Below are 22,907 nucleotides of genomic sequence, written 5' to 3'. Positions count from 1 at the left end.
TGATCGATCATGACTCCCTTACAGGCGGCCACCCGCGAAACCTTCTGGACCATCGGTCCGGTGGGGAAGGCCGCGTTCTACTGGCTCGCCGTCGTCGCGATCCTCGTCTTCCTGTACGGCGTGTACGCGCGGTTCGCGGCGTACGCGCGCGGGAGCGAAGACCCGCGAGACCGGCTGTCGGACCTCCCCGGACGGGTGATCGGGGCGACGAAGACCGTCCTCGCGAACGAGAACCAGTTCGACGGGGACCTCTACACCGGCGTGATGCACACGTTCGTGCTGTGGGGGTTCCTCGTCCTGCTCGTCGCGACGACCATCCTCGGGATCGACATCGACCTCTACCGTCCGCTCACGGGCGAGTCCTTCTGGGTCGGCGACTTCTACCTCGCGTACCAGTTCGCCGTCGACGCGTTCGGCCTGCTGTTCGTCGTCGGCGTCGGCATGGCCGCGTACCGCCGCTACCGGCAGCGCGAGGGGCGGCTCTGGGGAAAACACACCTCCTTCGAGGACGACGCGTTCGTGTGGACGCTGTTCCTGCTCGGCGTCGGCGGCTTCGTCGTCGAGGGCGTGAGCATGGTCGGCCAGCCGGGGCGGGCGACCGAGACGGTGAGCTTCGTCGGGATGGCGCTCGCGACCGGGCTGGAGTCGGCCGGGCTCACGGCCGCGGGCGCCGAGGCGATATACGGCGTCCTCTGGTGGAGCCACTCGCTGCTGGCGTTCGCGTTCGTGGCGTGGATCCCCTACGCGAAGCCGTTCCACATGATCTCGTCGTTCGCCAACGTCGTCGCCCGCGACGAGAAGGCGGGCGCGCGGCTCCCGAACGTCCCCGCGGACCTCGACCACACGAACGCGGAGTCGCTCGACGACTTCACGTGGAAGGAGCTGATGGACGGCGACGCCTGTACGAAGTGCGGCCGGTGTACCGACGCCTGCCCCGCCGACACGGTCGGGCGCAACCTCGACCCGCGGAACGTCATCCTCGATCTGAAGTCGTACCGCGAGTCGGTGAGCGACGACCCGGTGGCCGGCTCGGGCGGCGGAGGCGGTCCCGCGGCGACCGACGGCGGCACGGTCCCCATCGTCGCCGACGAGGGCGGCGTCATCGACGCCGAGTCGATGGAGTCCTGTATGTCCTGTATGGCGTGTATGGACGCCTGCCCGGTCGACATCGAGCACCTCACCTCCTTCACGAAAATGAACCGCCAGCTCGTCGACGAGGGGGCGGTCGACTCGAACCTCCAAGACGTGTTCCAAGACGTGATGCAGAAGGGGAACACCTTCGGCGACTCCCAGGCGACCCGCGGCGACTGGGCCGACGACCTCGACGGCGTCGAGGTCCCGGACGCCCGCGAGACCGAGGTGGAGTACCTCTGGTACGTCGGCGACTACCCGAGCTTCGACGACCGGAACAAGAAGGTCGCGCGTGCGCTCGCCCGCCTCTTCGACGAGGCGGACGTGTCGTTCGGCATCCTCTTTGACGACGAGAAGACGGACGGCAACGACATCCGCCGGATCGGCGAGGAGTTCCTCTACCTCGAACTCGCCGGCCACCACGTCGAGACGTTCGCCGACTGCGAGTTCGAGAACATCGTCTGTACCGATCCGCACTCCTACAACACGATCAAAAACGAGTACCCCGAGGTCGACTTCGCGGAGTTCGCGGACGACCCGATGATGCCGTTCGAGCGCGAGGAGCCGTGGAACGCTGAGGGCGCGGTCGACGTGTTCCACTGGACGCAGGTGGTCGAGGAGCTGGTCGAGGCGGGCCGGCTCAGCCTCTCGGGCGACGAGCTGAACTACACCGTCACCTACCACGACCCATGTCACCTCGGCCGGTACAACGACGAGTACGAGGCGCCCCGCGAGCTCATCCGGGCGACCGGCGCCGACCTCCACGAGATGCCCCGGTCGCGGGACGACTCGTTCTGCTGCGGCGGCGGCGGCGGCGGGCTCTGGACCGAACACGAGGAGGAAGTCAAGCCGAGCGAGGAGCGCCTCCGTGAGGCCGTCGAGGACACCGACGCGGGGGCGTCGATCGAGAAGTTCGTCGTGGCCTGTCCGATGTGTACGACGATGTTCGAGGACGGGCGGAAGACGGGGGACTTCGAGGACCAGATCGAGATCGTTGACGTGGCGGAGCTGCTGATCGAGGCGGTGGAGGTCGGATCGTAGCGTGGGGACTCGGTCCGTCGGAGCCGCCGGACCGAGACGCTCGCCGCGACCGCCGTCCCTACGCTCGCCGCGACCGCCGGTCCGTCGCCTCGTCCGTGCGCCGCAACAGCGCTCGCCCGGGGGCGCGGTCGCGGACCGGCGCGTCGCCGAGGTAGTCGACGAGCGCGTCGCGGAGCAGGGCGACGCCCTCGTCGTCGAGCGCCGCGCCCCGCTCTAACGACTCGATCGGGCGGTGGTACGGTGCCTCGTCGTCGGTCGCGCTCCGCGCGGCGTCGAGCAGTGCGGCGTGAGCCACCCACGCCTCCTCCCGGGAGGTCGTCGGCGCCGGCGGCCCGTCGGTCGTGGGAGGCGTCATTCGTCCGGGTTCTCCCGGTACGAGGACTTAAAACCACGTCCCGGTTTCGCCCCGATCCGGCGCCGAGGAGCCGCGCGCCGCCGTCTCTCCCCGCCGACCGTCGCTCTTCGGGAGTATATACTGCTATATAGAATATGTGGAAGCATATAGCCGTACTGGGGAGTATGCGACACCACGTACCGTTCATAGCATACTACTTAACCGGAACTCGTCCACCCACACGTAATGGAGTCCAGTCACGACGCGGACGCAACGGGAATCACGCGGCGGAAATCGCTCGCGGCGATCGCTGGCGCCGGGGCGCTCGGTCTCGCCGGCTGTACGCAGAGCGGAGACGGCGGCTCGGGCGGCGACGAGCTCTCCGGTCCGATCAACATCGCCGGTTCGAGCACGGTGTTCCCGCTGATGAGCGCGGTCATGGAGGACTTCGCCGAGCAGCACCCCGGCGTCGACCCCGACATCAGCTCGACGGGGTCCGGCGGCGGATTCTCGAACTTCTTCTGTACGGGCGACACCGACTTCAACAACGCGAGCCGCCCGATCCAGCCCGAGGAGGAGGAGCTATGCGAGGAGAACGGCGTCGAGTACGTCGAGCTGATCGCGGCGACCGACGCGCTCACGGTCGTCGTCAACCCCGACGCCGACTGGATCGACTCGCTCACGACCGAGGAGCTCGCCCAGATCTGGAAGTCCGACCCCGTCCAGACGTGGGACGAGGTCCGCGACGAGTTCCCGAACGAGGAGATAAACCGCTTCGGCGCCGCCGACACCTCCGGCACGTACGACTACTTCATCGAGGCGATCCTCGAAGAGGAGGGCCACACCAGCGACTATCAGGCGACTGAGCAGGACAACACGATCGCCCAGGGCGTCTCCGGCGACCCGTACGCGATCGGCTACTTCGGCTTCGCGTACTACTTCCAGAACCCCGACCAGCTGAAGGCCCTCGGCATCGACGACGGCGACGGGCCGGTCGAGCCGAGCCTCGAAACCGCCTCGTCGGGCGAGTACACGCCGCTCTCGCGGCCCCTCTTCACCTACCCGTCGATCGAGTCGCTCGGCGAGGAGCACATCGCCGAGTTCGCCCGCTACTTCGTCGAACAGACGACGAACGAGGAGCTCGTCGCCAACGACGTCGGCTACGTGCCCGCCACCGAGGAGACGCAGGAGGAACAGATGCAGACGCTCGAAGACGCGATCGAGCAGGCGCAGGGCTGAGCCGGCGCGATGAACCGGTGTATTGATTTACGACAGCGTTCGATACCCCACCGTTCGTGACTGACAGCACAGAGAGTCCCGACCTGTCGCGGCGGGGCGGGCTCACACGACTGAAAGAGGGAACCTACGGCGGCCTGTTCGCGGCGTGTGCGGCGATAACCCTGCTCACCACGGCCGCAATCTTCGTCACGCTCCTGTCGGACGCGGTGGTGTTCTTCCGCTCGATCTCGATCGCCGAGTTCCTCACCGGCACCAACTGGAGCCCGAACCCGGCCGGCGGCGGGCAGGCGTTCGGCATCATCCCGCTTCTCATCGGGACGATCACGGTGACGATCACCGCGGCGTTCATCTCGATCCCGATCGGGACGCTCACGGCAATCTACCTCAGCGAGTACGCGACCCCGAACGCCCGGTCGATCCTGAAACCGCTGTTGGAGATCCTCGCGGGGATCCCGACGGTCGTGTACGGGTACTTCGCGCTCGTGTACGTCACTCCGGCGCTGAAGGCGACGCTGTTCCCGGAGATGAGCACGTTCAACGCCCTGTCCGCGTCGATCATGGTCGGGATCATGACGATCCCGATGGTGTCGTCGATCTCCGAGGACGCCATGAGCGCCGTGCCCGACGAGCTGCGGCAGGCCGGCTACGGGCTCGGCGCGACCAAGTTCGAGGTGTCGACCGGCATCGTCGTCCCGGCGTCGATCTCCGGGATCGCCTCCTCGTACATCCTCGCCGTCTCCCGCGCTATCGGCGAGACGATGATCGTCGTCGTCGCCATGGGCGCGCAGGCGCGGATGCCCGCGGTCCGGGAGGCGCTCTTCGGTATCCCCTTCGTCAACCCGGCCGACGTGCTCTTGGAGTCCGGGATGACCATCACCGTCGCGATGGTCCAGATCACCGGCGGCGACCTCACCGGCGGGACGCTCCCGTACAACTCCATGTTCGCGCTCGGCCTCGCGCTGTTCGCGGTAACGCTCGTCATGAACGTGATCAGTGATATCATCGCGCAACGCTACCGGGAGGAGTACTGATGGCGACCGACAACGCGAACGCGAACGGCTTCGGCGAGGTCAGTCGAGTCCGGGGAATCGTCTTCGAGTACCTGTCCCTAGGCGCGAGCGTGTTCGGCCTCGTCGCGCTCGGCGTGCTCCTCGTGTACGTCGCCATCGACGCCTTCGATCTCGCGAACGCGAGCCCGGAGTGGCTGCTGACGTACTTCCTCACGCTCGTCGTCCCGTTCCTCGCGTTCTGCCTGTACAGCGCGAGCGACCCGACCGTGACCCGACGCGCGCTCGGCGCGCTCGGCGGCGGCCTCGTCGCCGTCGCCGCGCTGTTCACCGCCATCGAGGCGCTCGTCGTGCCGATTCCGCGGCTCAACTGGCAGCTCGCGTACCTCTTCGTCGTCGCGGCCCCGGTCACCGCGTACCTCGCGTACGTCGGCAGCGGCGGCCGCGTCGGCGCGGTCGGCTTCGGACTCCTCGGGCGGCTGGTCGGCGGAGCCGCCGTCGGGCTCGCGGTCGGCACGCTGTTCCTCGTGTTCGACCCGCTGCTGTGGTTCCTCGCGTACACGCTCGGGGTCCTCCCGGCCGTCGGGCTGTACGCGTTCGGGCGGCGACGGTCGACGCCCCGAGCGCGGACCGCGGCGGCGCCGGTCGGCCTCGGCGGACTGGTCGCCGCGGTGTTCCTCCGCGAGGTGATCCCGACGTACCCGTCGGACCTGATCATCTACCTCTGGACGGTCGCCGTCCCGGTCGCGGTCGCGGGGGCGCTCCTCGTCGCCGACCGCCGGGGGCGCGTCGCCGCGGCCGCCGTCGGCGGCGTCCCGCTCGCCGCCGCGACTGCCGGGGGGTTCCTGGCGCCCGGCGCCGGGCTGCCCTCCCCGACGGTCCTCCTCGTGCTCGTCTCGATCGGCGTGCCGACCGCGGTGTACGTCTCTCGCGTCGTCGACGCCGGCGAGGGTCTCGCCGGCCTCGGGCTCCCGCTGCTCCTCGCCGCGGGCGCGGTCCTGGGCGCGCTGATCGTCGGAGCACTTGGCTTCCCGGCCCCCGACCCGTGGCTCGACGGGTCGTTCCTCACGGCGGCACCCTCTCGGACGCCGTCGGACGCCGGACTCTATCCGGCCATCGTCGGGTCCGTCATCATCATCGCGCTGGTCGCCGTGCTGTCGTTCGCGCTCGGGGTCGGCACGTCCGTCTTCCTGGAGGAATACACGCCGGGGACCGGGCCGCTCGGAACGCTGACGCGGATCCTCCAGGTCAACATCGCGAACCTCGCGGCGGTGCCGTCGGTCGTCTACGGGCTCCTCGGGCTGGGACTGTTCGCGAACCTCCTCGGGCTCGGCATCGGGACGGCGGTGACCGCGGCGCTGACGCTGTCGCTGCTTATCCTCCCGATCACGATCATCTCCGCGCAGGAGGCGATCCGGTCGGTGCCGGACGACCTCCGGCGCGGCTCCGACGCCATGGGCGCGACGCGCTGGCAGACGACGAAGAACGTGGTGCTGCCCGAGGCGATGCCGGGCATCCTCACCGGGACGATCCTCGCGCTCGGCCGCGCGATCGGCGAGACGGCGCCGCTGATCATGATCGGCGCGGCGACGACCGTGTTCAGGGCGCCGGACAGCCTGTTCAGTCGGTTCAGCGCCATGCCGATGCAGATCTACACGTGGGCCGGCTTCCCGCAGGCCGACTTCCGTTACGGCGTCGTCGCCGCAGGCGTTATCACGCTACTTCTCATCCTCGTCGGCATGAACGGGACGGCGATTCTGCTGCGGAACCGCGCGGAACGGGGGAGCTAACATGAGTAACACCACATCAGACGACTCGCTCATCACGACGGAGGTACAGGCGGACTCGAACGACGACAGCGCGGCGCCCGCCGCGGGCACCGCGGTGGCGGCGCGGAACCTGAACGTCTACTACGGCGACGAGCAGGCCATCGACGACGTGACGATGGAGATCCCCGAAGAGCGCGTCACCGCGCTCATCGGCCCCTCGGGCTGCGGGAAGTCGACGTTCCTCCGGTGTATTAACCGGATGAACGACATGATCGAGATCTGCCGCGTCGAGGGGGACGTGGAGTTCGGCGGCAAAAACGTGTACGACGCCGACGTCGACCCCGTCGCCTTGCGCCGGAAGATCGGGATGGTGTTCCAGAAGCCGAACCCGTTCCCGAAGTCGATCCGCGACAACGTCGCGTACGGGCTGAAGATCCAGGGGTTCGACGGCGACGTCGACGAGCGCGTCGAGGAGTCGCTGAAGGGCGCCGCGCTGTGGGACGAGGTGAAAGACCAGCTGGACTCCTCGGGCCTCGAACTCTCCGGCGGGCAACAGCAGCGCCTCTGTATCGCCCGGGCCATCGCACCCGACCCGGAAGTCATCCTGATGGACGAGCCGACCTCCGCGTTGGACCCCGTCGCGGCCTCGAAGATAGAGGACCTGATCGACGACCTCGCGGAGGAGTACACGGTCATCATCGTCACGCACAACATGCAGCAGGCGGCCCGGATCTCCGACCGGACGGCCGTGTTCCTCACCGGCGGCGAGCTGGTCGAGTACGACGACACGGCGAAGATCTTCGAGGACCCCGAAGCGCAGCGCGTCGAGGACTACATCACGGGCAAGTTCGGATAACGTTCCTCGAAATTCGCCCGGGGATCCGGAACGGCCGCCGACGCGGTGCGGTCGCCGCGCGCGGCGGGCGCCGTCCGGCGGACTGACGCACCGACGGCCGGACCACCCGAGCGCTTCCGGAATCACTAATCGGCTCCGTGCGTACCGATCGCACGGTGACGATACTCTACGAGCTCATCGGCGACCAGCCGCTCGCCGTCTGGATCGCGCTCGGCGTGATCGGGTTCCTCCTGACGTGGAAGGGCGCGAACGTCGTCGAGTCCACGACCTCGAAGATCAGCGACCACTTTGGCGTCTCGCAGGCGGTACAGGGCGGGCTGATCGTCGCGGCCGCCACGTCGTTCCCCGAGCTCGCGATCATCGTGATCTCCGTCTTGGTCCTCGGTGAGTTCGGCGTCGGCGCCGGGGCGCTCATCGGTACGGCGGTGTTCAACATCTTGGTCATCCCGGCCGCGGTCGCCATCACGAGCGGCGACACGGCGACGACGCAGGGGATCGTCTACCGCGACGCCATCTTCTACACCGTCGCGGTCCTCGCCCTCTTCGGCGTGATCGCCTTGGGCGTCCTCGGGACCGACGGGCGGGAGCTCGCCCGGATCTCCCCGCAGATGGGCGTCGGGCTGTTGGTACTGTACGGCGTGTACGTCATCCTGCTCGTCGGCGGCAAGAGCGGCGCGTCGGATCGGAAACGGGCCGAGTCGACGAACGTCCCGAAGCAGCTCGGCCTGTTCGCGGGCGGGCTGGCCGTCGTGCTCGTCGGCGTCGAGTCGATGATCGGCATGACGCTTCAGGTCGCCGACGCGCTCGGCGCGCCGCCGTTCCTGATCTCCGTGACCGTGCTCTCGGTGATGAGCTCGTTCCCGGACCTCCTCGTCGGCGTGAAGATGGGGCAGGCGGGCGACAAGCGGGCGGCGGTCGCGAACGTCTTCGGGACGAACACGTTCAACCTCGTCGCGGCGCTGCCGATCGGCGTCATCCTCGCCGGCGGGGTGTCGATCGGCTTCCTCACCTCCGTCCCGCTGCTTTTGTTCCTGTTTTACACGACGCTCGTCGTCGTGGTGCTGTCCGCGACGGACTTCGAGATATCGACCGAGGAGGGGTACGTCTTCCTCGCCATGTACGCGGTGTTCCTCGGGTGGATGACGACCGAGGCGCTCGGGGTCACCGCCTTCCTGACCGAGTCGACGCTCCGGACGATCGTCGGGTGAGCGGTTCGTGAGCCGGTCCGAGGCCGGCCACTGAGCGGACCCGCGGGACCGACTACTCAGTCAGAACGCGGACCTCGATGCCGTCGGTGTCGGTGACTACGATCCCGTCGTCGCGCTCGGCGACCGCAAACTCGGCGTCGCCCTCGGCCGCGACCGCGTCGAGCCGCGTTCGGACCGCGTCCAGCGCGGCCACGTCCGGAACGACCACCTCGAACCACGCCAGCCCGCGCCCGCCGGCCGGCGTCGTCCGCCCTCGCCACGTGTTCGCGCCGAGGTGGTGGTGGTAGCCGCCGGCCGCGACGAACCGGACGTCAGGGCCGCTCATCCCCGTCGCGAAGCCGAGTCCGTCGACGTACACCGCCTCGAACGCCGACAGCGAGGTCACTTCGAGGTGTACGTGACCCAGATCGGTGTCGGCGGGAGCGCGATCGACGAGGGCGGCGGAGCCGACTCCGCCGCCGTCGCTCCCGTCGCCGGCGGCCTCGGCGACTCCTTCGATATCGAGCGGTTCGGTCGCCATCCGCGCCGTTCCGCTCCCGGTGCGGGGCCACTCCTCCCGCGGCCGATCGCGGTATATCTCCACCCCGTTTCCCTCCGGGTCGTCGAGGTACAGCGCCTCGCTGACGAGGTGGTCGGAGGCGCCGTCGAGGCGCCACCCCTCCCGGACGCGCGCCAGCGCCTCGCCGAGCGCGGCCCGCGAGGGAACACGAAACGCGGTGTGGAAGAGCCCGGCGTCGCTCCGCTCTCGGTCCGGCGCGTCGGCGTCGCGTTCCAACACGAGCAGCGGGGCCCCTCCCGCCCCGAGCGTCGCGCGCCCGTCGTTGCGGTCGAGGACGGAGAGCCCGACCACGTCGCGGTAGAACGCGACCGCCTCGTCGAGGTCGGCGACCCGGAGCGCCCCGCGGCCGATCCGCGTTTCGGGCGGAAGGCCGCCTCCGCGGTCGCTCGCGGCGGTAGCGGAATCGCCGTCGTTGGTGTCGGTCACGAGACGATCTACGGTCGTCCGCGCGTTCAACGCGTCGGTGGCGGATCCGGATCGGAGGGGGTCCCCCGCTCGGACCTTCCCTATCTTCCGTTAGAATCAAGCGGGCACGTGACCCACCATGGGGCATGAGTGCCGAACAGCAGGAGCGGGCCGTCCGGTGTCTGGTCGCGAAGGTGGGGCTCGACGGCCACGACCGGGGCGCACACGTGATCGCGCGGGCGTTCCGCGACGCCGGCTTCGAGGTCGTCTACTCCGGGCTCCACCGGGCGCCCGAGGACATCGTTCAGGCGGCGGTTCAGGAGGACGTGGACGTGCTCGGCATCTCGATTCTCTCGGGCGCGCACAACACCTTGGTCCCGAAGGTGATCGAGGGGCTCGAGGAGTACGACGCGTTCGACGACACCCTCGTCCTCGTCGGCGGGATCATTCCGGACGAGGACGAGGACGACCTGAAGGAGCTCGGCGTCGCCGAGGTGTTCGGCCCCGGGACGCCGATGGAGGAGACGATCGAGTTCATCCGGAACAACGTTCCGGAGCGCGCGTAGATGGCCGGGCCGGACGCATCCGCAGTCGCCGACGCGCCGACGCTCTCCGAGGCGGACGCCGCGCTCGTCGAGGACCTCCTCGCGGGGAGCCACCGCGCCCTCGCCCGCGTGATCACCAAGATTGAGAACCGGACGCCGGGCTACCGGGCGATCGTCTCCGCGCTCCACGAGCACACCGGCGGCGCGGACGTGGTCGGGATCACGGGCTCGCCCGGCGCCGGGAAGTCGACGCTCGTCGACAAGCTCGCCGCCGCCTACCGCGAGCGCGGCGACACGGTCGGCGTGATCGCGGTCGACCCCTCTTCGCCGTACACCGGCGGCGCCGTCCTCGGCGACCGTATCCGGATGGGGTCGAACGTCGGCGACATGGACGTGTTCTTCCGGTCGATGAGCGCGCGCGGTCAGCTCGGGGGACTCTCGACGGCGACCGCGGACGCCGTGAAGGCGCTCGACGCCTTCGGGAAGGACTTGGTCGTGTTAGAGACCGTCGGCGCCGGACAGAACGAGGTGGACGTGGTCCGCACGGCCGACACGGTCGCGGTGCTCGTCCAGCCCGGCTCCGGCGACGACGTCCAGACGCTGAAGGCCGGTATCCTCGAGATCGGCGACGTGTTCGTCGTCAACAAGGCTGACATGGACGGCGCACAGCGGACCGTCGCCGAGCTAGAGGAGATGGTCCACCGCCGCGAGGGCGGTACGACCGGACGCGACGCCGGCCACCACGGCGCGACCTCGACGGCCCCGACCGGCGCCGGGGGCTCGTCGTCCGATCACGGCGACGGCGACCGCGCGGGTGGGTCCGGACACAGCGGGTCCGATCCGCACGCGGACGATTCCGACGGGTCGTGGACGCCCGACGTGTTAGAGACCGTCGCGAACACCGGCGAGGGCGTGGCGGCGCTGATCGAGACGTTCGACGCGCACGCGGCCTACCTCCGGGAGTCCGGTCGGATCGCGGCGACGGAGCGGCGCCGGTACGCCGAGGAGATCCGCACGCTCGTGCGGGCGGACGTGGGGTCGCTCGCGACCGCCGAGATCGAACGGCACGGCGGGATCGACCGGCTCGCGGAGCGCGTCCGCGACCGGGAGACGGACCCGTACGCGGTCGCCGAGGCGATCGTCGGTCCGATCGCCGACTGCGTCGACGAGGCCGCGGACGGCGACGCCGGCGACTGACGGGCGGTTCCCCGAACGCCCGGCCCGCTCCGAGGGGCGGCGTTCCGCCGCGTCCCACGAGTATAAGTCGCCAGCGAACCAACAGTTTGTATGATGCTCAGGAACCTCCTCGGCGGCGCCGTCCTCGGCGTCGGCGCGCTCGCCGCGCTCAACACCGGCCTCCGCTACGAGGGCGAACTGGAGCCCCCGCTCGACGGCGACGACGGCCTCTTCCGCTGGCGCGGGATGGATGTCGCGTACACCGAGGCGGGCGATCCGGACGACCCCGACCTCGTGTTGCTCCACGGGATCAACGCCGCCGGTTCCTCCGGCGAGTGGCGCGCGGTGTTCGACGACCTGGCCGACGAGTACCACGTCGTCGCGCCCGACTTCCCGGGGTACGGCCGCTCCGACCGGCCGCCGCTCCGGTACTCCGCGGCGCTGTACGAGGACTTCGTTCACGACTTCCTCGCCGAGTTCGACGAGCCCGCGGTCGTCGCCTCCTCGCTGTCGGCGGCGTACGCGGCCGCCGCGGTCGACGACGGCGACGCGGACGGCGGGGTCGAGCTGAGCGGCTTCCTCGCCGTCTGTCCCACCGCGACCGCGGGGCCGAGTCCGGCGAAGGGGTGGCTCCGCGAACTGCTCCGCGCGCCGCTCGTCGGCCGGGCGCTGTTCAACGCCATCACGGCGAAGCCGTCGATACGGTACTTCAACGCCGACCACGGCTACGACGACCCGGCGAACCCGAGCGCGGAGTGGACCGACTACGAGTGGCGCACGACCCACGTCGAGAACGCGCGCTTCGCGCCCGCGTCGTTCGTCTCCGGGACGCTCAACAGCGAGATCGACCTCGCGGCCGCGCTCGCCGACCTCGACGTGCCCCCGACGATCGTCTGGGGCCGAGAGGCGACCGTGAGCCCCCTGACGGACGGCCGCGAACTCGCGGACGCGGCCGACGCGCGCCTCGTCGTCTTCGACCGCGCGCGGCTGCTCCCGCACGTCGAACACCCCGACCGCTTCGTCGAGACGGTCGAGGAGGCGCTCGTCGCCGGCGCGACCGCGTAACGACCGGTCTCGTCCGCGATTCTCAGCCCTGAATATCGAACGGTCACGGATAAGTACGCCACTCCCCGAGGACTCGCAATGACGGACACGTTTCGCCTCCTGTGCGTCGACGACGAACCGGGGCTGGCCCGGCTCGTGGCGGCGCACCTCGAACGAGACGACGACCTCGGCTGCGAGACGGCGGCCGAGACGGACCCCCGCGAGGCGCTCCGCCGCGTCGAGCGCGAGTCGTTCGACTGCGTCGTCAGCGACTACGACATGCCCGGCCTCACCGGCGTCGAACTGCTCTCGGCGGCGCGCGAGGCCGAGCCGGAGCTCCCGTTCCTGCTGTTCTCGGCGACCGGTCCCGACGAGATCGCGGCCGAGATGGTCCGCGAAGGCGTCAGCGACTACGTCTCGAAACACGGCGGTGCGGACGGTTACACCGCACTGCTCCGCCGCGTCAAACGCGCCGAGGCGGGCGAGCGCGGGCGCCTCGACGCCGGCTTCGACGACGGCCGTCCCTCGGACGTCGCGCTCGACGGCGTCTGTACCGTGGGACCGGACGGCACCTTCGAGTTCGTCGGCGAGGAGTACGGCGAGCTGTACGGGTACGACCCCGAGGAGCTCGAAGGTGAGCCGTGGCAGCGGCTCCACCCCGCCGACGAAGTCGAGCACATCCGCACCCACATCATCCCGGCCGTGACCGGCGGCGAGCGGTGGAGCGGGACGAGCACGGGGCTCCGGGCGGACGGCAGCCGGTTCGCCGAGTCGAAGATGGTGAGCACCACCGCGGACGACCGGCTGGTCATCTCGGTGTCGCCGCTCGACGCCGTCGGACGCGCCGCCGACGACTGAGCCGACCCGCCGCCGGCTCGCGACGGCTCCTCACTCGTCGCGGCGGACGTACAGCGTCTTCTCGCAGGCCGCGTGGACCCCCCCGTCCTCGTCGACGAGCGAGACGAGGTACTCGCGATCGGTCGACTCGCCCAGGTCGAGTTCCTCGCGGATCGCCTCGGTTTCGTTGGACGGCAGTTCGAACTCCGCGTACAGCGTGTCGCGACCCGGCTCGATGAACTCCAGCGCCGCCGACTTGTCCCACACGGTGAACCCGTCGCCGAGGACGCGGCGGAGCATCATCATGTACACCGGGTCGATCGCGGCGTAGATACTGCCGCCAAAGATTGTGCCGACCGCGTTCCGGGTGCGCCAGTTCAGCGGAACCCGAATCCGGACGTACCGCCACCCGGCGGCGATGTGGTCGACGCGCGCCCCGGTCCCCCGGTACGCGGGCAGGAGGTTGAACCCGTACCGCCAGAGCCGGGTCCGGCGGCTCTCCGCCGGCGGGTCCTCGCGAAGCGGTCGCGGGTCGGGATCGCGGTCGACCCCGGTCGGGGAATCGGTCACGCCGATTCGGGGGGTTCCGCCGACAAACCGGTGTCGGAACCGGCGACAACGCGTCCGGGGTTTCACAGAGGAACAGGGAGGAATCCCACGGCTTCAGTCGTGGATCACTGGCGTCTAACACGCGTTTACGCGGATCTCGACGGCGCGTGCCTGCGAGCGGCCGACAGGCCGCGAGGAGCACGCCCGAGGGACGCCGCGAACGCCCGCGGGGCGTGAGCGGGAGCGAGGCGCGAGGCGCCTCTGGCAGCCGGCGACGAGGCTGGGGAGGCGTGAGGTGCGGGGCCTCGCGGCTGGGACCTCGGAGGCGGTTTCGACCAATCCGTGTTCCGCCACTCCCGAGCGAACGGTCGGGCTCTCGGAATCGTTTGCGCCGGCGTCGCCGCCGCCCCATCTCACTACTCTCTTCGCGTAGCTGGCCCGAAACGGGTATCCCCGCGCGACCGCAACCCGACACCGATGGAGTGCGACAAGTGCGGGGCCGACGCGATCCACCACGCCGCCTACTCCGGGGCGCACCTCTGCGGCGAACACCTCCGGCAGTCGGTCGAGAAGCGCGTGAAGCGTCGGGTCCGCGAGGATGGCCTCCTCGACCCGGACGCGACCCCCGACGACCCCGACCGCTGGGTGATCGGCCTCTCCGGCGGGAAAGACAGCGTCGCCCTGACGACGATCCTGGACGACGTGTTCGGGAAGGACCCCCGCGTGGAGATGCTCGCCTTAACGATCCACGAGGGGATCGAGGGGTACCGCGACGCGAGCGTGGACGCCTGCGTGGAGCTGGCCGACGACCTCTCCATGCGCCACGAACTCGTGTCTTACGAGGAGGAGTTCGACGTGCGGATGGACGACGTGGTCGAAGACGACCCCGAGAATATGGCGGCCTGCGCGTACTGCGGCGTGTTCCGCCGCGACCTGCTGGAGAACTACGCCGCCGAGTTCGACGCGGACAAGCTGCTCACCGGACACAACCTCGACGACGAGGCGCAGACCGCCATGATGAATTTCCTCGAAGGCGACGTGCGGCAGGTCGCGAAACACTTCGACGCCTCGCTCGGGCCCTTCGACGAGCGCGGGGACACCGACGCGTTCGTCCCGCGTGCCAAGCCGCTCCGCGACGTGCCCGAAAAGGAGATCGCGCTGTACTGCCACGTCCGCGACCTCCCCACGCACATGGCGGAGTGCCCCCACGCCGAGGAGGCGTACCGCGGCGAGATCCAGTCGACGATCCACGCCTTAGAGGAGAACCACCCCGGCGCGCGCCACTCGATCATGGCCGGCTACGAGGAACTGTCCGCGCTCGCGGCCGACGCCTACCGCGGGGACGGCGAGAAGGGAGACGACGCCGACGGCGAGAGCTCCGCCCTCCGCGAGTGCGAGCGCTGCGGCTCGCAGACGAGTCGCGACGTCTGTCGGAAGTGCCGGCTGCTAGAATCGATCGAAGCCGTCTGAGCGCGGAAGACGCGCGCCGGCGCGTCGGAAAAAGTCGACCGCGGTCGATCCCCGGACGACCGAGGGTCAGCGGATGACGTCGAGTCCGTTGTTCTTCTCGATCTGGTCGCTGCCGCCGTCGGACTCCCAGCCGCGGTCGGTGCCGCCGGAGACCGCCGGCTCGCCCCTGTTGCCCGCGCCGCCTGCGCCGCCCGCACCGCCTGCTGCCTCGTTCGCCTCGGCGGCCCGGGAGCGCGAGTCGCCGAGGTCGTCGGCGTTGACCGCCGCCCGTGACTTGTCGGCCTGCTTCTGGGTGGAGGGGCCGAGTACCTGCGCGCTCTGGACGCCCGTCATGATCGCCATGACGCGCACCTTCCCCTTGTACTCCTCCTGGATGCGTGCGCCCCAGATCACGTTGGCGCTCGCCTCCAGCCGCTCGGTGATGTTGTTCGCGATTCCCTCGGCCTCCTTCAGCGTGAGGTCCGGGCCGCCAGTGATGTGGACGAGCCCGCCGGAGGCGCCGCGGTAGTCGACGTCGAGCAGCGGGTGGTTCATCGCGTCGTTGACCACCTCTTGGGTCTTGTTCTTGTCCTGCGTCTCGCCGACGAGCATGACCGCGACGCCGCCTTGGTTCATGATCGTCGACATGTCCGCGTAGTCGAGGTTGATGAGGCTCGGTTGGGTGATCGTCTCGGAGATCCCCTTCACCGTCTCCGCGATGATCTGGTCCATCACGGAGAACGCCTTCCCGATCGGCAGGTTCGGGACGTAATCGAGCAGGCGGTTGTTGTCGAGGACGATGATCGAGTCGGCCTCGTTCCGGAGGTCTTCGAGCCCCTCTTCGGCTTTCACCGTGCGGGCGCGCTCGACGTTGAACGGGGTCGACACCATCCCGACGACGATGGCGCCCTGCTCTTTGGCGATCTTCGAGACGACGGGCGCCGCGCCGGTGCCCGTGCCGCCGCCCATGCCGGCGGTGACGAAGACGAGGTCCGCGTCGCCGAGCACCTCTTTGATCGTCCCCTGCGCCATCTCCGTGGCGCGCTCGCCCATCTTGGGGTCGCCGCCGGCACCGAGCCCCTGCGTGAGCGACTTGCCCACGAGGATCTTGGTGTCGGCCTCGATCATCTTGAGGTGCTGTTTGTCCGTGTTGATGGCGACGGTGTCGGCGCCGTCGACGCCGATGTTGTACAGCCGGTTGACCGTGTTGTTCCCGGCGCCGCCGGCACCGACGATGACGATCCGGGGGTCCCCGAACTCGTCGTCGTCCATGTCGACGTCCATGTCGCGTTTCTCCGCTTCCGCGTTGTCGAGGGCGTCCTGAACGAGATCTTGCATCAGTTTACACCTTCGCCCAGCTGCGGTTGCGGCCGCGCTCGTCGCGCTCGCCGTCCTGTTCGTTCAACATGTCTCGGACGGCCGACCGGATCGCCTCGCTCCGGTTCGGGAACTCGCCCGTTTCCACCATCTGTTCGACCTCGTCGATCTGCTGTTTCGGGATTCGTAGTGTCACACGCTCCATTGTATTCCCCCGGTAAGACGGCGAACACGCGACGCGTGTGTCTTACAGTCCGGAGCCGCCCGGGCAGGGGGCCGTGCCCCGAGCCGGACGCCTGTTGTAAGACGACCGTCTTACGCAACTCAAATCACCGAGGCTACCAATATAAAACTATCGGACGTTGTAAGACAAACCGCTGAGTCGATCGATTTCGACGGATTTGAGCGCTTACAACCTGTTACCTGTCTTTCAATACGTCTGCGGCCGGGGTCCGCCGACCGCAGCCAGGGCAGAACGCCCAGTCCGTCCGGATCTCGTCACCGCACTCGCAGAATGCTCTGTGCGACTGCTTTTCTCCGCAGTTCGGGCAGTACACGTGCTCTCGCGGGACGACCTCGCCGCAGCCACCGCAAGCACTTTCGCCCGTCTGCGCCTCACGGTTCCGGGCACCGACGCTATCCTCCGTCTTACGTCCGCCCGAGTCCGCCGCCTCGGCCGTCTCACGCGCCACACTGACGGCCTCCGCCGGCTCGCTCGACCCGGCTGACGGCGCGTCGAGCGTGACGTTTACGTTGACGTCGCCGGCGCCGCCGGGCGCGTACGCGGGTAGACCGGCGCTGTCCGCCGAGCCGAGCCGCTCGTCGAGCGCCGCGTCGAGCCGCTCCGCGATCAGCTCGTCGACGCGGTCCGCGAGGGCGTCGTCGACGCTCCCGGCCGCGGCGTCGGACGCGTCGGACGCGCCGTCCTCCGCGTCGACCTCGTCGAGGTGCGTCCGGAGCGCCTCCCGCATCACCTCGCTCTTGGAGGCGTCACACGCTTCCAGCCGGTCGACGAGGTCGTCGTCCGCCCGGAAGGTGATCTTGCTCATACCGGACTCGTACCGCCGGTCGGTACAAGTATCTTCCCCCGTTGTCTGACACGTTTACCGAATCCGAAATGTTTGGCCGAACGTCGATACGCCGCGGCGTTCGCCCCCGATCGTGGTATTTGGTCACACATGTGTCTGACGCAGATTTATACGCGTCGCGCGAGCATGCGTGAATATAATGAGTAACCGCGTCGAGGACCTCGAACGGCAGGTCGCGGAGCTACAGGCGGCGGTCAACGGGCTCACCGAGGAGCTCGTCGAGATGAAGGAACGCGTCCGACAGCTCGAAGACGAGCGGTCGGTCGCGGTCGAGGCCGACGCCGCCGAGCCCGCGGCCGATCGCTCGGCGGGAGACGACCCCGCGGCCGAGGAGGCCGGGGACGACTCGGCGTCCGGCGGCGAGCGGACGACCCACTCCGACGACCACGTCGACGTCTTCGAGTCCGTCGAGGAGTCGTCCGACGGGGCGGACGCGGCCAGCGCGGACGCCGCGAGCGACGGTGAGGACGTCATCGTGCCCGAGCAGTCGGCGACGACGCCCGACGCCGACGCGGCGGCCGAGGAGCCCGCCGAGGACGACGAGGGCGAGTCGAGCGAGGGCGACGACATCATCGTCGCGTAACCGGTCGCCTCCGACCACATGCACATCACTGAAGTCGTTCTGGACGGGTTCAAGAGCTTCGGGCGAACGACGAGGATCCCCTTCTACGAGGACTTCACGGTCGTCACCGGCCCGAACGGCTCGGGGAAGTCGAACATCATCGATGGCGTGCTGTTCGCGCTCGGCCTCGCCCGCACTCGCGGGATCCGCGCCAAGAAGCTCACCGACCTCATCTACAACCCCGGCCACGACGACGGCGAGGCCGCCGACGGGCCGAACGAGGCCTCGGTGACCGTGGTTCTCTCCAACGAGGACGGGACCCTCGACCGGTCGCAGGTCGTCTCCGCGGCCGGCACGGAGAACGTCGGCGACGTCTCCGAGATCACGATCAAGCGGCGAGTCAAGGAGACCGAGGACAACTACTACTCGTACTACTACCTCAACGGCCGTTCGGTGAACCTCTCGGACGTTCAGGATCTGCTCGCGGCCGCGGGCGTGACGCCGGAGGGGTACAACGTCGTCATGCAGGGCGACGTCACCGAGATCATCAACATGACCCCCTACCAGCGGCGGGGAATAATCGACGAGATCGCGGGCGTCGCCGAGTTCGACGAAAAGAAGGAGGCCGCCTACGAGGAGCTCGACACCGTCGAGGACCGCATCGGCGAGGCGGACCTCCGGATCGGCGAGAAGGAGGACCGGCTCGACCGGCTCTCCGACGAGCGCGAGACCGCCCTCCAGTACCAGGAGCTCCGCGACGAGTTAGAGGAGTACCGCGGGTTCCGCAAGGCCTCCGAGCTGGAGGAGAAGCGCGACGCGCTCGCGACCGTCGAGGCCGACATCGACGAGGCCGAGGCGGACCTCGGTGAGCTCCGCGCGGAACTCGACGCCAGACAGGGGAAGCTCACCCGGCTGGAGGAGGACCTCGAAGACCTCAACCACGAGATCGAGACGAAGGGCGAAGACGAGCAGATCGAGATCCGCTCGGAGATCGAGGAGATCAAAGGCGGGATCTCGCGGCTGGAAGACAGGATCGAGTCGGCGGAGTCGCGCGCCGAGTCCGCCGAGAACGACCGCCGGCAGGCGTTCGTCCAGATCGACCGCAAGGAGGAGACAATCGAGGAGTTGGAAGGCGAGATCCGCGAGACGAAAGTGGAGAAGGCCTCGGTGAAATCGGAGTTGGCGACGAAGCGCTCCGAGTTGGCCGACGTAGAGGCGGAGATCGAGGGTGCCGACACCGAGTTCGACGAGCTGAAGGCCGAGCTGTCGGAGAAGAAGGAGGCGATCGAGTCGCTCCGCGCGGAAAAAAACGAGACGCAACGCGAGAAAGACCGGCTGCTCGACGAGGCCCGCCGCCGCTCGAACGCGGTGAGCGAGGCTCGCGAGGAGCTGGAGGAGGCCCGGGAGTCGCTCCCGGAACACAAAGCGCGGATCTCCGAGCTGAAAGGGGAGCTCGACAAGGCCGAGAAGAATCAGGCGACCATCGAGGACGCGGTCGCCGACCTGTTCGCCGAGAAGGCGGAAGCAGAGGAGCGCCTCGAGGCGATCGAGGACACCCTCCGCGAGAAGCAGAACGAGTACGCCAAGCTGGAGGCGGCGGCCGACCAGCGCGGCGACGCCTCGTGGCCCCGGGCGGTCACCGAGGTGAAGAACGGCGGCATCGACGGCGTCCACGGCGCGGTCGGCGAACTCGCCTCTGTCGAAGCCCAGTACGCCGAAGCCTGCGAGACCGCGGCCGGCGGGCGGCTGGCGAACGTCGTCGTCGACGACGACGGTGTCGGCTCGACCTGTATCGACTACCTCAAGCGGCGCAACGCGGGCCGGGCGACGTTCCTCCCCGTCACGGAGATGGACGACCGGAGCCTGCCGCGGAAACCCTCGCTGCCGGGCGTCGTCGATTTCGCGCGGAACCTCGTCGACTACGACGCCGAGTACGAGTCGATCTTCTCGTACGTGCTCGGCTCGACGCTCGTCGTCGAGGACATGGCGACCGCCCGCGATCTGATGGGCGACTACCGGATGGTCACCCTCGACGGCGACCTCGTCGAGAAGTCGGGCGCGATGACCGGCGGCTCCGGCGGCGGCTCCCGCTACTCGTTCACGAAGTCCGGCGGCGGCAAGATCGAACGGCTCGCGACGGAGATCTCGGAACTCGAAGACGAGCGCCGGTCGGTCCAGTCCGAGATCGACGCGCTCGACGACGACATCGAGGACGCGCGCGACCGGAAGGCCGACGCGGCCGAGCGCGTCCGGTCGTTGGAGGCGGACGTCGAGCGCGCAGAAGACGACCTCGCGGAGGCGGAAGCCCGGATCGAGGAGCTAGAGGCCGAACTGGAGGAGCTGGAGGCGGAACGCGAGTCGGTCGACGCGGAGATGACCGCGTTAGACGAGGAGCTGGCGGAGACGGACGCGGAGATCGACGAGCTCGCGGCCGAGATCGACGAGATCGAGGCCGAACTCGCCGACTCGAAGATCCCCGAGCTCTCCGAGCGCGCCGACGAGATCCGCGCCGAGATCGGCGACCTCGACGACCGCATGAGCTCGCTCGACGGCCGGATCAACGAACTGGAGTTAGAGAAGGGGTACGCCGAGGACGCGCTCGACGACCTCCACGACGACGTCGAGGAGGCCCAGAACGCGAAGGCGGAGGCCGAGGAGGCGATCGCCGACCACGAGGCGGCGATCGAGGAGAGGGAGGCGGAGCTCGAAGCGAAGAAGGAGGCGATCGCCGACCTCGAAGAAGAGCTCTCGGCGCTGAAAAGCGACCGCGAGGAACTCCGCGAGGAGATCCGCGAGGCGACGCAGGCGCGCGACGAGCAGCGGTCGCTCGTCGCCGAGGCCGAGTCGGACCTGTCGGACCTCACCGACCGCCGCGACCGCTTGGAGTGGGAGATCGACGAGTTAGAGTCGCAGGTCGGCGCCTACGAGGCCGACGAGATCCCCGACCTCGACGAGGTGGAGTCGCGGATCGAGGAGCTGGAGACCGAGATGGAGGCGTTAGAGCCGGTGAACATGCTCGCGATCGACGAGTACGAGGAGGTCGAGGCCGCGCTCGACGAGCTCCGGGAGCGCCGGGACGTGCTCGTCGAGGAGCGCGACGCCATCGAGGAACGCATCGAGGGGTACGAGGCGGCGAAGAAGGAGACGTTCATGGAGACGTTCGAGTCGATCAACGACCACTTCGAGGACATCTTCGCGCGCCTCTCGGCCGGGACGGGGGAGCTCGTCTTGGAGAACCCCGAGGACCCGTTCGAGGAGGGGCTGACGATGAAGGCCCAGCCCGCGGACAAGCCGGTCCAGCGGCTCGACGCGATGAGCGGCGGGGAGAAGTCGCTCACCGCCCTGTCCTTCATCTTCGCCGTTCAGCGCCACAACCCCGCGCCGTTCTACGCGCTCGACGAGATCGACGCCTTCCTCGACGCCGTCAACGCCGAGCGCGTCGGCGAGATGATAGAGGAGCTGGCCGAGGAGGCGCAGTTCGTCGTCGTCGGCCACCGCGCGGCGCTGTTGGAGCGCTCGGACCGCGCCATCGGCGTCACGATGCAGGGCGACAACCTCTCGGCGGTGACCGGGATGCAGTTCGGCGACGACGCCGACGAGGAGGTGAGCGCGGATGACTGAGGAGGGCGACGGGGCCGCCGGCGGCGTCCCGGACCTCGACCTGACGAGCGACCGCGACGGCGCGCCCCCGTTCACGGACGACGCGTCCGGAGACGAGGCGGAGTCGACCGGCGCGCCCGATTTGGACGTGCCCGACGTCTCACCGTCGGACGTGCCCGATGTCGCACCGCCGGACGAGACCGACGACGACGAGGTCGAGCCAGTCGAGCTCCTCGTCCAGCTCGCCGAGGAGGGCGAGATCGAACCGTGGGACATCGACATCGTCCAAGTGACGGACGCCTTCTTGGAGAAGCTCGACGAGACGGACCTCCGAACGACCGGCCGGGCGCTGTTCTACGCCAGCGTCCTCCTCCGGATGAAAAGCGACGGCATGCTGGCGGACGACGACGAGGACGAGGAGCCGGAGCCAGAGCCGTGGGAGGTCGCGATGGAGGGCGGCGCGCCCGACCCGGCCGCCGACGGGTTCGACCCGGTCGACAAGCTGGAGGCCGAGATTGACCGCCGGCTCGACCGGAAGAACACTCGCGGGTCGCCGGAGACGCTCGACGAGCTCGTGCGGGAGCTGCGCGAGGCCGAGCGCGGCTCGTGGTGGAAGGACTCCCGGGAGTACGACACCTCGGAGTCGCCGCACGGCCACGCCCGCGGCACGCAGACGCTCGACTACCGCGCCGGCGACGAGTTCCGGCAGGACGGCGAGCCGACCGCGGGCGAGGCGACCGACCGCACCCACGACGAGGACATCGAGGAGGTGATCGTGGAGATCGACGGCGTCCTTCGGACGCACTTCGACCGCGGGCGCACGGAAGTGCTGTTCGCGGAGATCGAGAGCGCCGGCGGCCGCCCGTTCATGACGTACCTCGCGCTGCTGTTCATGGCCCACCGCGGCTCGGTCCGCCTCCAGCAGGACGACCTGTTCGGCGACCTCTGGGTGAAGGACCCGTCTGCGATGACCGCCGAGTCGGAAGCGATCGCGGACTAATACGTTTCTAGGGAGGGAACCGTCCCCAGTGATGTCGCCGTTCTGTAGTGAATAGCTGCCCGCCAATCGGCGGCGAACGCCTCCGAAGCCCCAGCCGTGAGGCGGGCAGACGCTCTCTGCGCTCCTCGTCGCTCGTTTCACTCGCTCCTGCGGTGCTTACGTCGCCTCTGCCCGCCTCACGGCTGCCCCTT

The 22,907-nt window shown here is 69.1% G+C and carries 20 protein-coding genes; 14 read left to right on the top strand and 6 right to left on the bottom strand.

The annotated features are described in order from the left end of the window. Window positions 1-9 precede the first annotated feature (9 nt). On the top strand, window positions 10-2,172 hold the full coding sequence (locus Z052_RS16240; RefSeq protein WP_099289254.1) for a (Fe-S)-binding protein: 2,163 nt from the start codon (window positions 10-12) through the stop codon (window positions 2,170-2,172). A 58-nt stretch (window positions 2,173-2,230) separates the two neighbouring features. On the opposite strand, the gene Z052_RS16235 is transcribed toward Z052_RS16240, so the two are convergent. Next, entirely contained in the window at window positions 2,231-2,527 is a 297-nt protein-coding gene (locus Z052_RS16235) for a hypothetical protein (RefSeq protein WP_049931477.1), read from the bottom strand. 225 nt (window positions 2,528-2,752) lie between these two features. Between Z052_RS16235 and Z052_RS16230 the strand changes: the two genes are divergently transcribed. From Z052_RS16230 to Z052_RS16210, 5 genes are all read left to right on the top strand, one after another. After that, window positions 2,753-3,745 carry a PstS family phosphate ABC transporter substrate-binding protein gene (locus Z052_RS16230; protein WP_049931478.1) on the top strand — a complete coding sequence of 331 codons (993 nt, stop codon included), beginning with the start codon at window positions 2,753-2,755 and terminating at the stop codon, window positions 3,743-3,745. A gap of 56 nt (window positions 3,746-3,801) precedes the next feature. After that, complete coding sequence (pstC, locus tag Z052_RS16225; protein ID WP_089308007.1) at window positions 3,802-4,776, top strand: phosphate ABC transporter permease subunit PstC; 975 nt, start codon at window positions 3,802-3,804, stop codon at window positions 4,774-4,776. Beyond that, window positions 4,776-6,542, top strand: coding sequence for a phosphate ABC transporter permease PstA (pstA, locus tag Z052_RS16220; protein ID WP_049931480.1), 1,767 nt, complete (start codon window positions 4,776-4,778; stop codon window positions 6,540-6,542). The genes pstC and pstA overlap by 1 nt, the downstream gene beginning before the upstream one ends. Before the next feature lies 1 nt (window position 6,543). After that, on the top strand, window positions 6,544-7,377 hold the full coding sequence (pstB, locus tag Z052_RS16215) for a phosphate ABC transporter ATP-binding protein PstB (protein ID WP_086215905.1): 834 nt from the start codon (window positions 6,544-6,546) through the stop codon (window positions 7,375-7,377). Between the two features lie 155 nt (window positions 7,378-7,532). Next, entirely contained in the window at window positions 7,533-8,585 is a 1,053-nt protein-coding gene (locus tag Z052_RS16210; protein ID WP_086215904.1) for a sodium:calcium antiporter, read from the top strand. A gap of 52 nt (window positions 8,586-8,637) precedes the next feature. On the opposite strand, the gene Z052_RS16205 is transcribed toward Z052_RS16210, so the two are convergent. After that, window positions 8,638-9,570, bottom strand: coding sequence for a VOC family protein (locus Z052_RS16205; RefSeq protein WP_049931483.1), 933 nt, complete (start codon window positions 9,568-9,570; stop codon window positions 8,638-8,640). Between the two features lie 125 nt (window positions 9,571-9,695). On the opposite strand from Z052_RS16205, the gene Z052_RS16200 reads away from it, so the two are divergent. The 4 genes from Z052_RS16200 (at window position 9,696) to Z052_RS16185 (ending at window position 13,172) form a co-directional block, all read left to right on the top strand. Next, on the top strand, window positions 9,696-10,115 hold the full coding sequence (locus tag Z052_RS16200) for a cobalamin B12-binding domain-containing protein (RefSeq protein ID WP_049931484.1): 420 nt from the start codon (window positions 9,696-9,698) through the stop codon (window positions 10,113-10,115). Continuing rightward, window positions 10,116-11,291, top strand: coding sequence for a methylmalonyl Co-A mutase-associated GTPase MeaB (gene meaB, locus Z052_RS16195; protein WP_089308005.1), 1,176 nt, complete (start codon window positions 10,116-10,118; stop codon window positions 11,289-11,291). A gap of 90 nt (window positions 11,292-11,381) precedes the next feature. After that, the gene (locus tag Z052_RS16190; RefSeq protein ID WP_099289253.1) at window positions 11,382-12,335 is read left to right on the top strand and encodes an alpha/beta fold hydrolase; all 954 of its coding nucleotides are present in this window, start codon (window positions 11,382-11,384) and stop codon (window positions 12,333-12,335) included. A gap of 78 nt (window positions 12,336-12,413) precedes the next feature. After that, the gene (locus tag Z052_RS16185) at window positions 12,414-13,172 is read left to right on the top strand and encodes a response regulator (RefSeq protein WP_094495710.1); all 759 of its coding nucleotides are present in this window, start codon (window positions 12,414-12,416) and stop codon (window positions 13,170-13,172) included. Window positions 13,173-13,202: 30 nt separating this feature from the next. Here Z052_RS16185 and Z052_RS16180 read toward each other — a convergent pair whose 3' ends face one another. Continuing rightward, window positions 13,203-13,721: a DUF4442 domain-containing protein gene (locus Z052_RS16180; RefSeq protein WP_099289252.1), complete on the bottom strand. Its 519-nt coding sequence runs from the start codon at window positions 13,719-13,721 to the stop codon at window positions 13,203-13,205. Between the two features lie 456 nt (window positions 13,722-14,177). Here Z052_RS16180 and Z052_RS16175 point away from each other — a divergent pair, with 456 nt between their 5' ends. Further along, window positions 14,178-15,170 carry a TIGR00269 family protein gene (locus tag Z052_RS16175; protein WP_086215900.1) on the top strand — a complete coding sequence of 331 codons (993 nt, stop codon included), beginning with the start codon at window positions 14,178-14,180 and terminating at the stop codon, window positions 15,168-15,170. 66 nt (window positions 15,171-15,236) lie between these two features. Here Z052_RS16175 and ftsZ read toward each other — a convergent pair whose 3' ends face one another. The 3 genes from ftsZ to Z052_RS16160 form a co-directional block, all read right to left on the bottom strand. Further along, complete coding sequence (gene ftsZ / locus Z052_RS16170; RefSeq protein ID WP_049931490.1) at window positions 15,237-16,487, bottom strand: cell division protein FtsZ; 1,251 nt, start codon at window positions 16,485-16,487, stop codon at window positions 15,237-15,239. Window positions 16,488-16,491: 4 nt separating this feature from the next. Next, window positions 16,492-16,671: a ribbon-helix-helix domain-containing protein gene (locus tag Z052_RS16165; protein WP_006111915.1), complete on the bottom strand. Its 180-nt coding sequence runs from the start codon at window positions 16,669-16,671 to the stop codon at window positions 16,492-16,494. Window positions 16,672-16,885: 214 nt separating this feature from the next. Continuing rightward, the gene (locus Z052_RS16160) at window positions 16,886-17,515 is read right to left on the bottom strand and encodes a zinc ribbon domain-containing protein (protein ID WP_099289251.1); all 630 of its coding nucleotides are present in this window, start codon (window positions 17,513-17,515) and stop codon (window positions 16,886-16,888) included. A 178-nt stretch (window positions 17,516-17,693) separates the two neighbouring features. On the opposite strand from Z052_RS16160, the gene Z052_RS16155 reads away from it, so the two are divergent. Genes Z052_RS16155 through Z052_RS16145 form a run of 3 tightly spaced genes read left to right on the top strand, consistent with a single transcriptional unit; the run spans window position 17,694 to window position 22,716 of the window. Next, window positions 17,694-18,137: a hypothetical protein gene (locus Z052_RS16155; protein ID WP_094579590.1), complete on the top strand. Its 444-nt coding sequence runs from the start codon at window positions 17,694-17,696 to the stop codon at window positions 18,135-18,137. A gap of 18 nt (window positions 18,138-18,155) precedes the next feature. Next, the gene (gene smc / locus Z052_RS16150; protein WP_089308002.1) at window positions 18,156-21,737 is read left to right on the top strand and encodes a chromosome segregation protein SMC; all 3,582 of its coding nucleotides are present in this window, start codon (window positions 18,156-18,158) and stop codon (window positions 21,735-21,737) included. Beyond that, complete coding sequence (locus Z052_RS16145) at window positions 21,730-22,716, top strand: ScpA family protein (protein ID WP_094579589.1); 987 nt, start codon at window positions 21,730-21,732, stop codon at window positions 22,714-22,716. Before smc ends, Z052_RS16145 begins: the two co-directional genes overlap by 8 nt. Window positions 22,717-22,907 lie beyond the last annotated feature (191 nt).

This window comes from Halorubrum sp. C191, assembly GCF_002727095.1.
GTDB classification, from domain to species: Archaea; Halobacteriota; Halobacteria; order Halobacteriales; family Haloferacaceae; genus Halorubrum; species Halorubrum ezzemoulense.
The sequence above is the reverse complement of the archived record's forward strand: the minus strand, read 5'-3'. Positions and strand labels throughout refer to the sequence as shown.

Bases quoted from the DNA above. Each gene is read 5' to 3' on its own strand.
- Z052_RS16240 (WP_099289254.1), top strand. From the start codon at position 10: ATGACTCCCTTACAGGCGGCCACCCGCGAAACCTTCTGGACCATCGGT.
- Z052_RS16235 (WP_049931477.1), bottom strand. From the start codon at position 2,527: ATGACGCCTCCCACGACCGACGGGCCGCCGGCGCCGACGACCTCCCGG.
- Z052_RS16230 (WP_049931478.1), top strand. From the start codon at position 2,753: ATGGAGTCCAGTCACGACGCGGACGCAACGGGAATCACGCGGCGGAAA.
- pstA (WP_049931480.1), top strand. From the start codon at position 4,776: ATGGCGACCGACAACGCGAACGCGAACGGCTTCGGCGAGGTCAGTCGA.
- pstB (WP_086215905.1), top strand. From the start codon at position 6,544: ATGAGTAACACCACATCAGACGACTCGCTCATCACGACGGAGGTACAG.
- Z052_RS16200 (WP_049931484.1), top strand. From the start codon at position 9,696: ATGAGTGCCGAACAGCAGGAGCGGGCCGTCCGGTGTCTGGTCGCGAAG.
- meaB (WP_089308005.1), top strand. From the start codon at position 10,116: ATGGCCGGGCCGGACGCATCCGCAGTCGCCGACGCGCCGACGCTCTCC.
- Z052_RS16190 (WP_099289253.1), top strand. From the start codon at position 11,382: ATGATGCTCAGGAACCTCCTCGGCGGCGCCGTCCTCGGCGTCGGCGCG.
- Z052_RS16185 (WP_094495710.1), top strand. From the start codon at position 12,414: ATGACGGACACGTTTCGCCTCCTGTGCGTCGACGACGAACCGGGGCTG.
- Z052_RS16175 (WP_086215900.1), top strand. From the start codon at position 14,178: ATGGAGTGCGACAAGTGCGGGGCCGACGCGATCCACCACGCCGCCTAC.
- ftsZ (WP_049931490.1), bottom strand. From the start codon at position 16,487: ATGCAAGATCTCGTTCAGGACGCCCTCGACAACGCGGAAGCGGAGAAA.
- Z052_RS16165 (WP_006111915.1), bottom strand. From the start codon at position 16,671: ATGGAGCGTGTGACACTACGAATCCCGAAACAGCAGATCGACGAGGTC.
- Z052_RS16160 (WP_099289251.1), bottom strand. From the start codon at position 17,515: ATGAGCAAGATCACCTTCCGGGCGGACGACGACCTCGTCGACCGGCTG.
- Z052_RS16155 (WP_094579590.1), top strand. From the start codon at position 17,694: ATGAGTAACCGCGTCGAGGACCTCGAACGGCAGGTCGCGGAGCTACAG.
- smc (WP_089308002.1), top strand. From the start codon at position 18,156: ATGCACATCACTGAAGTCGTTCTGGACGGGTTCAAGAGCTTCGGGCGA.
- Z052_RS16145 (WP_094579589.1), top strand. From the start codon at position 21,730: ATGACTGAGGAGGGCGACGGGGCCGCCGGCGGCGTCCCGGACCTCGAC.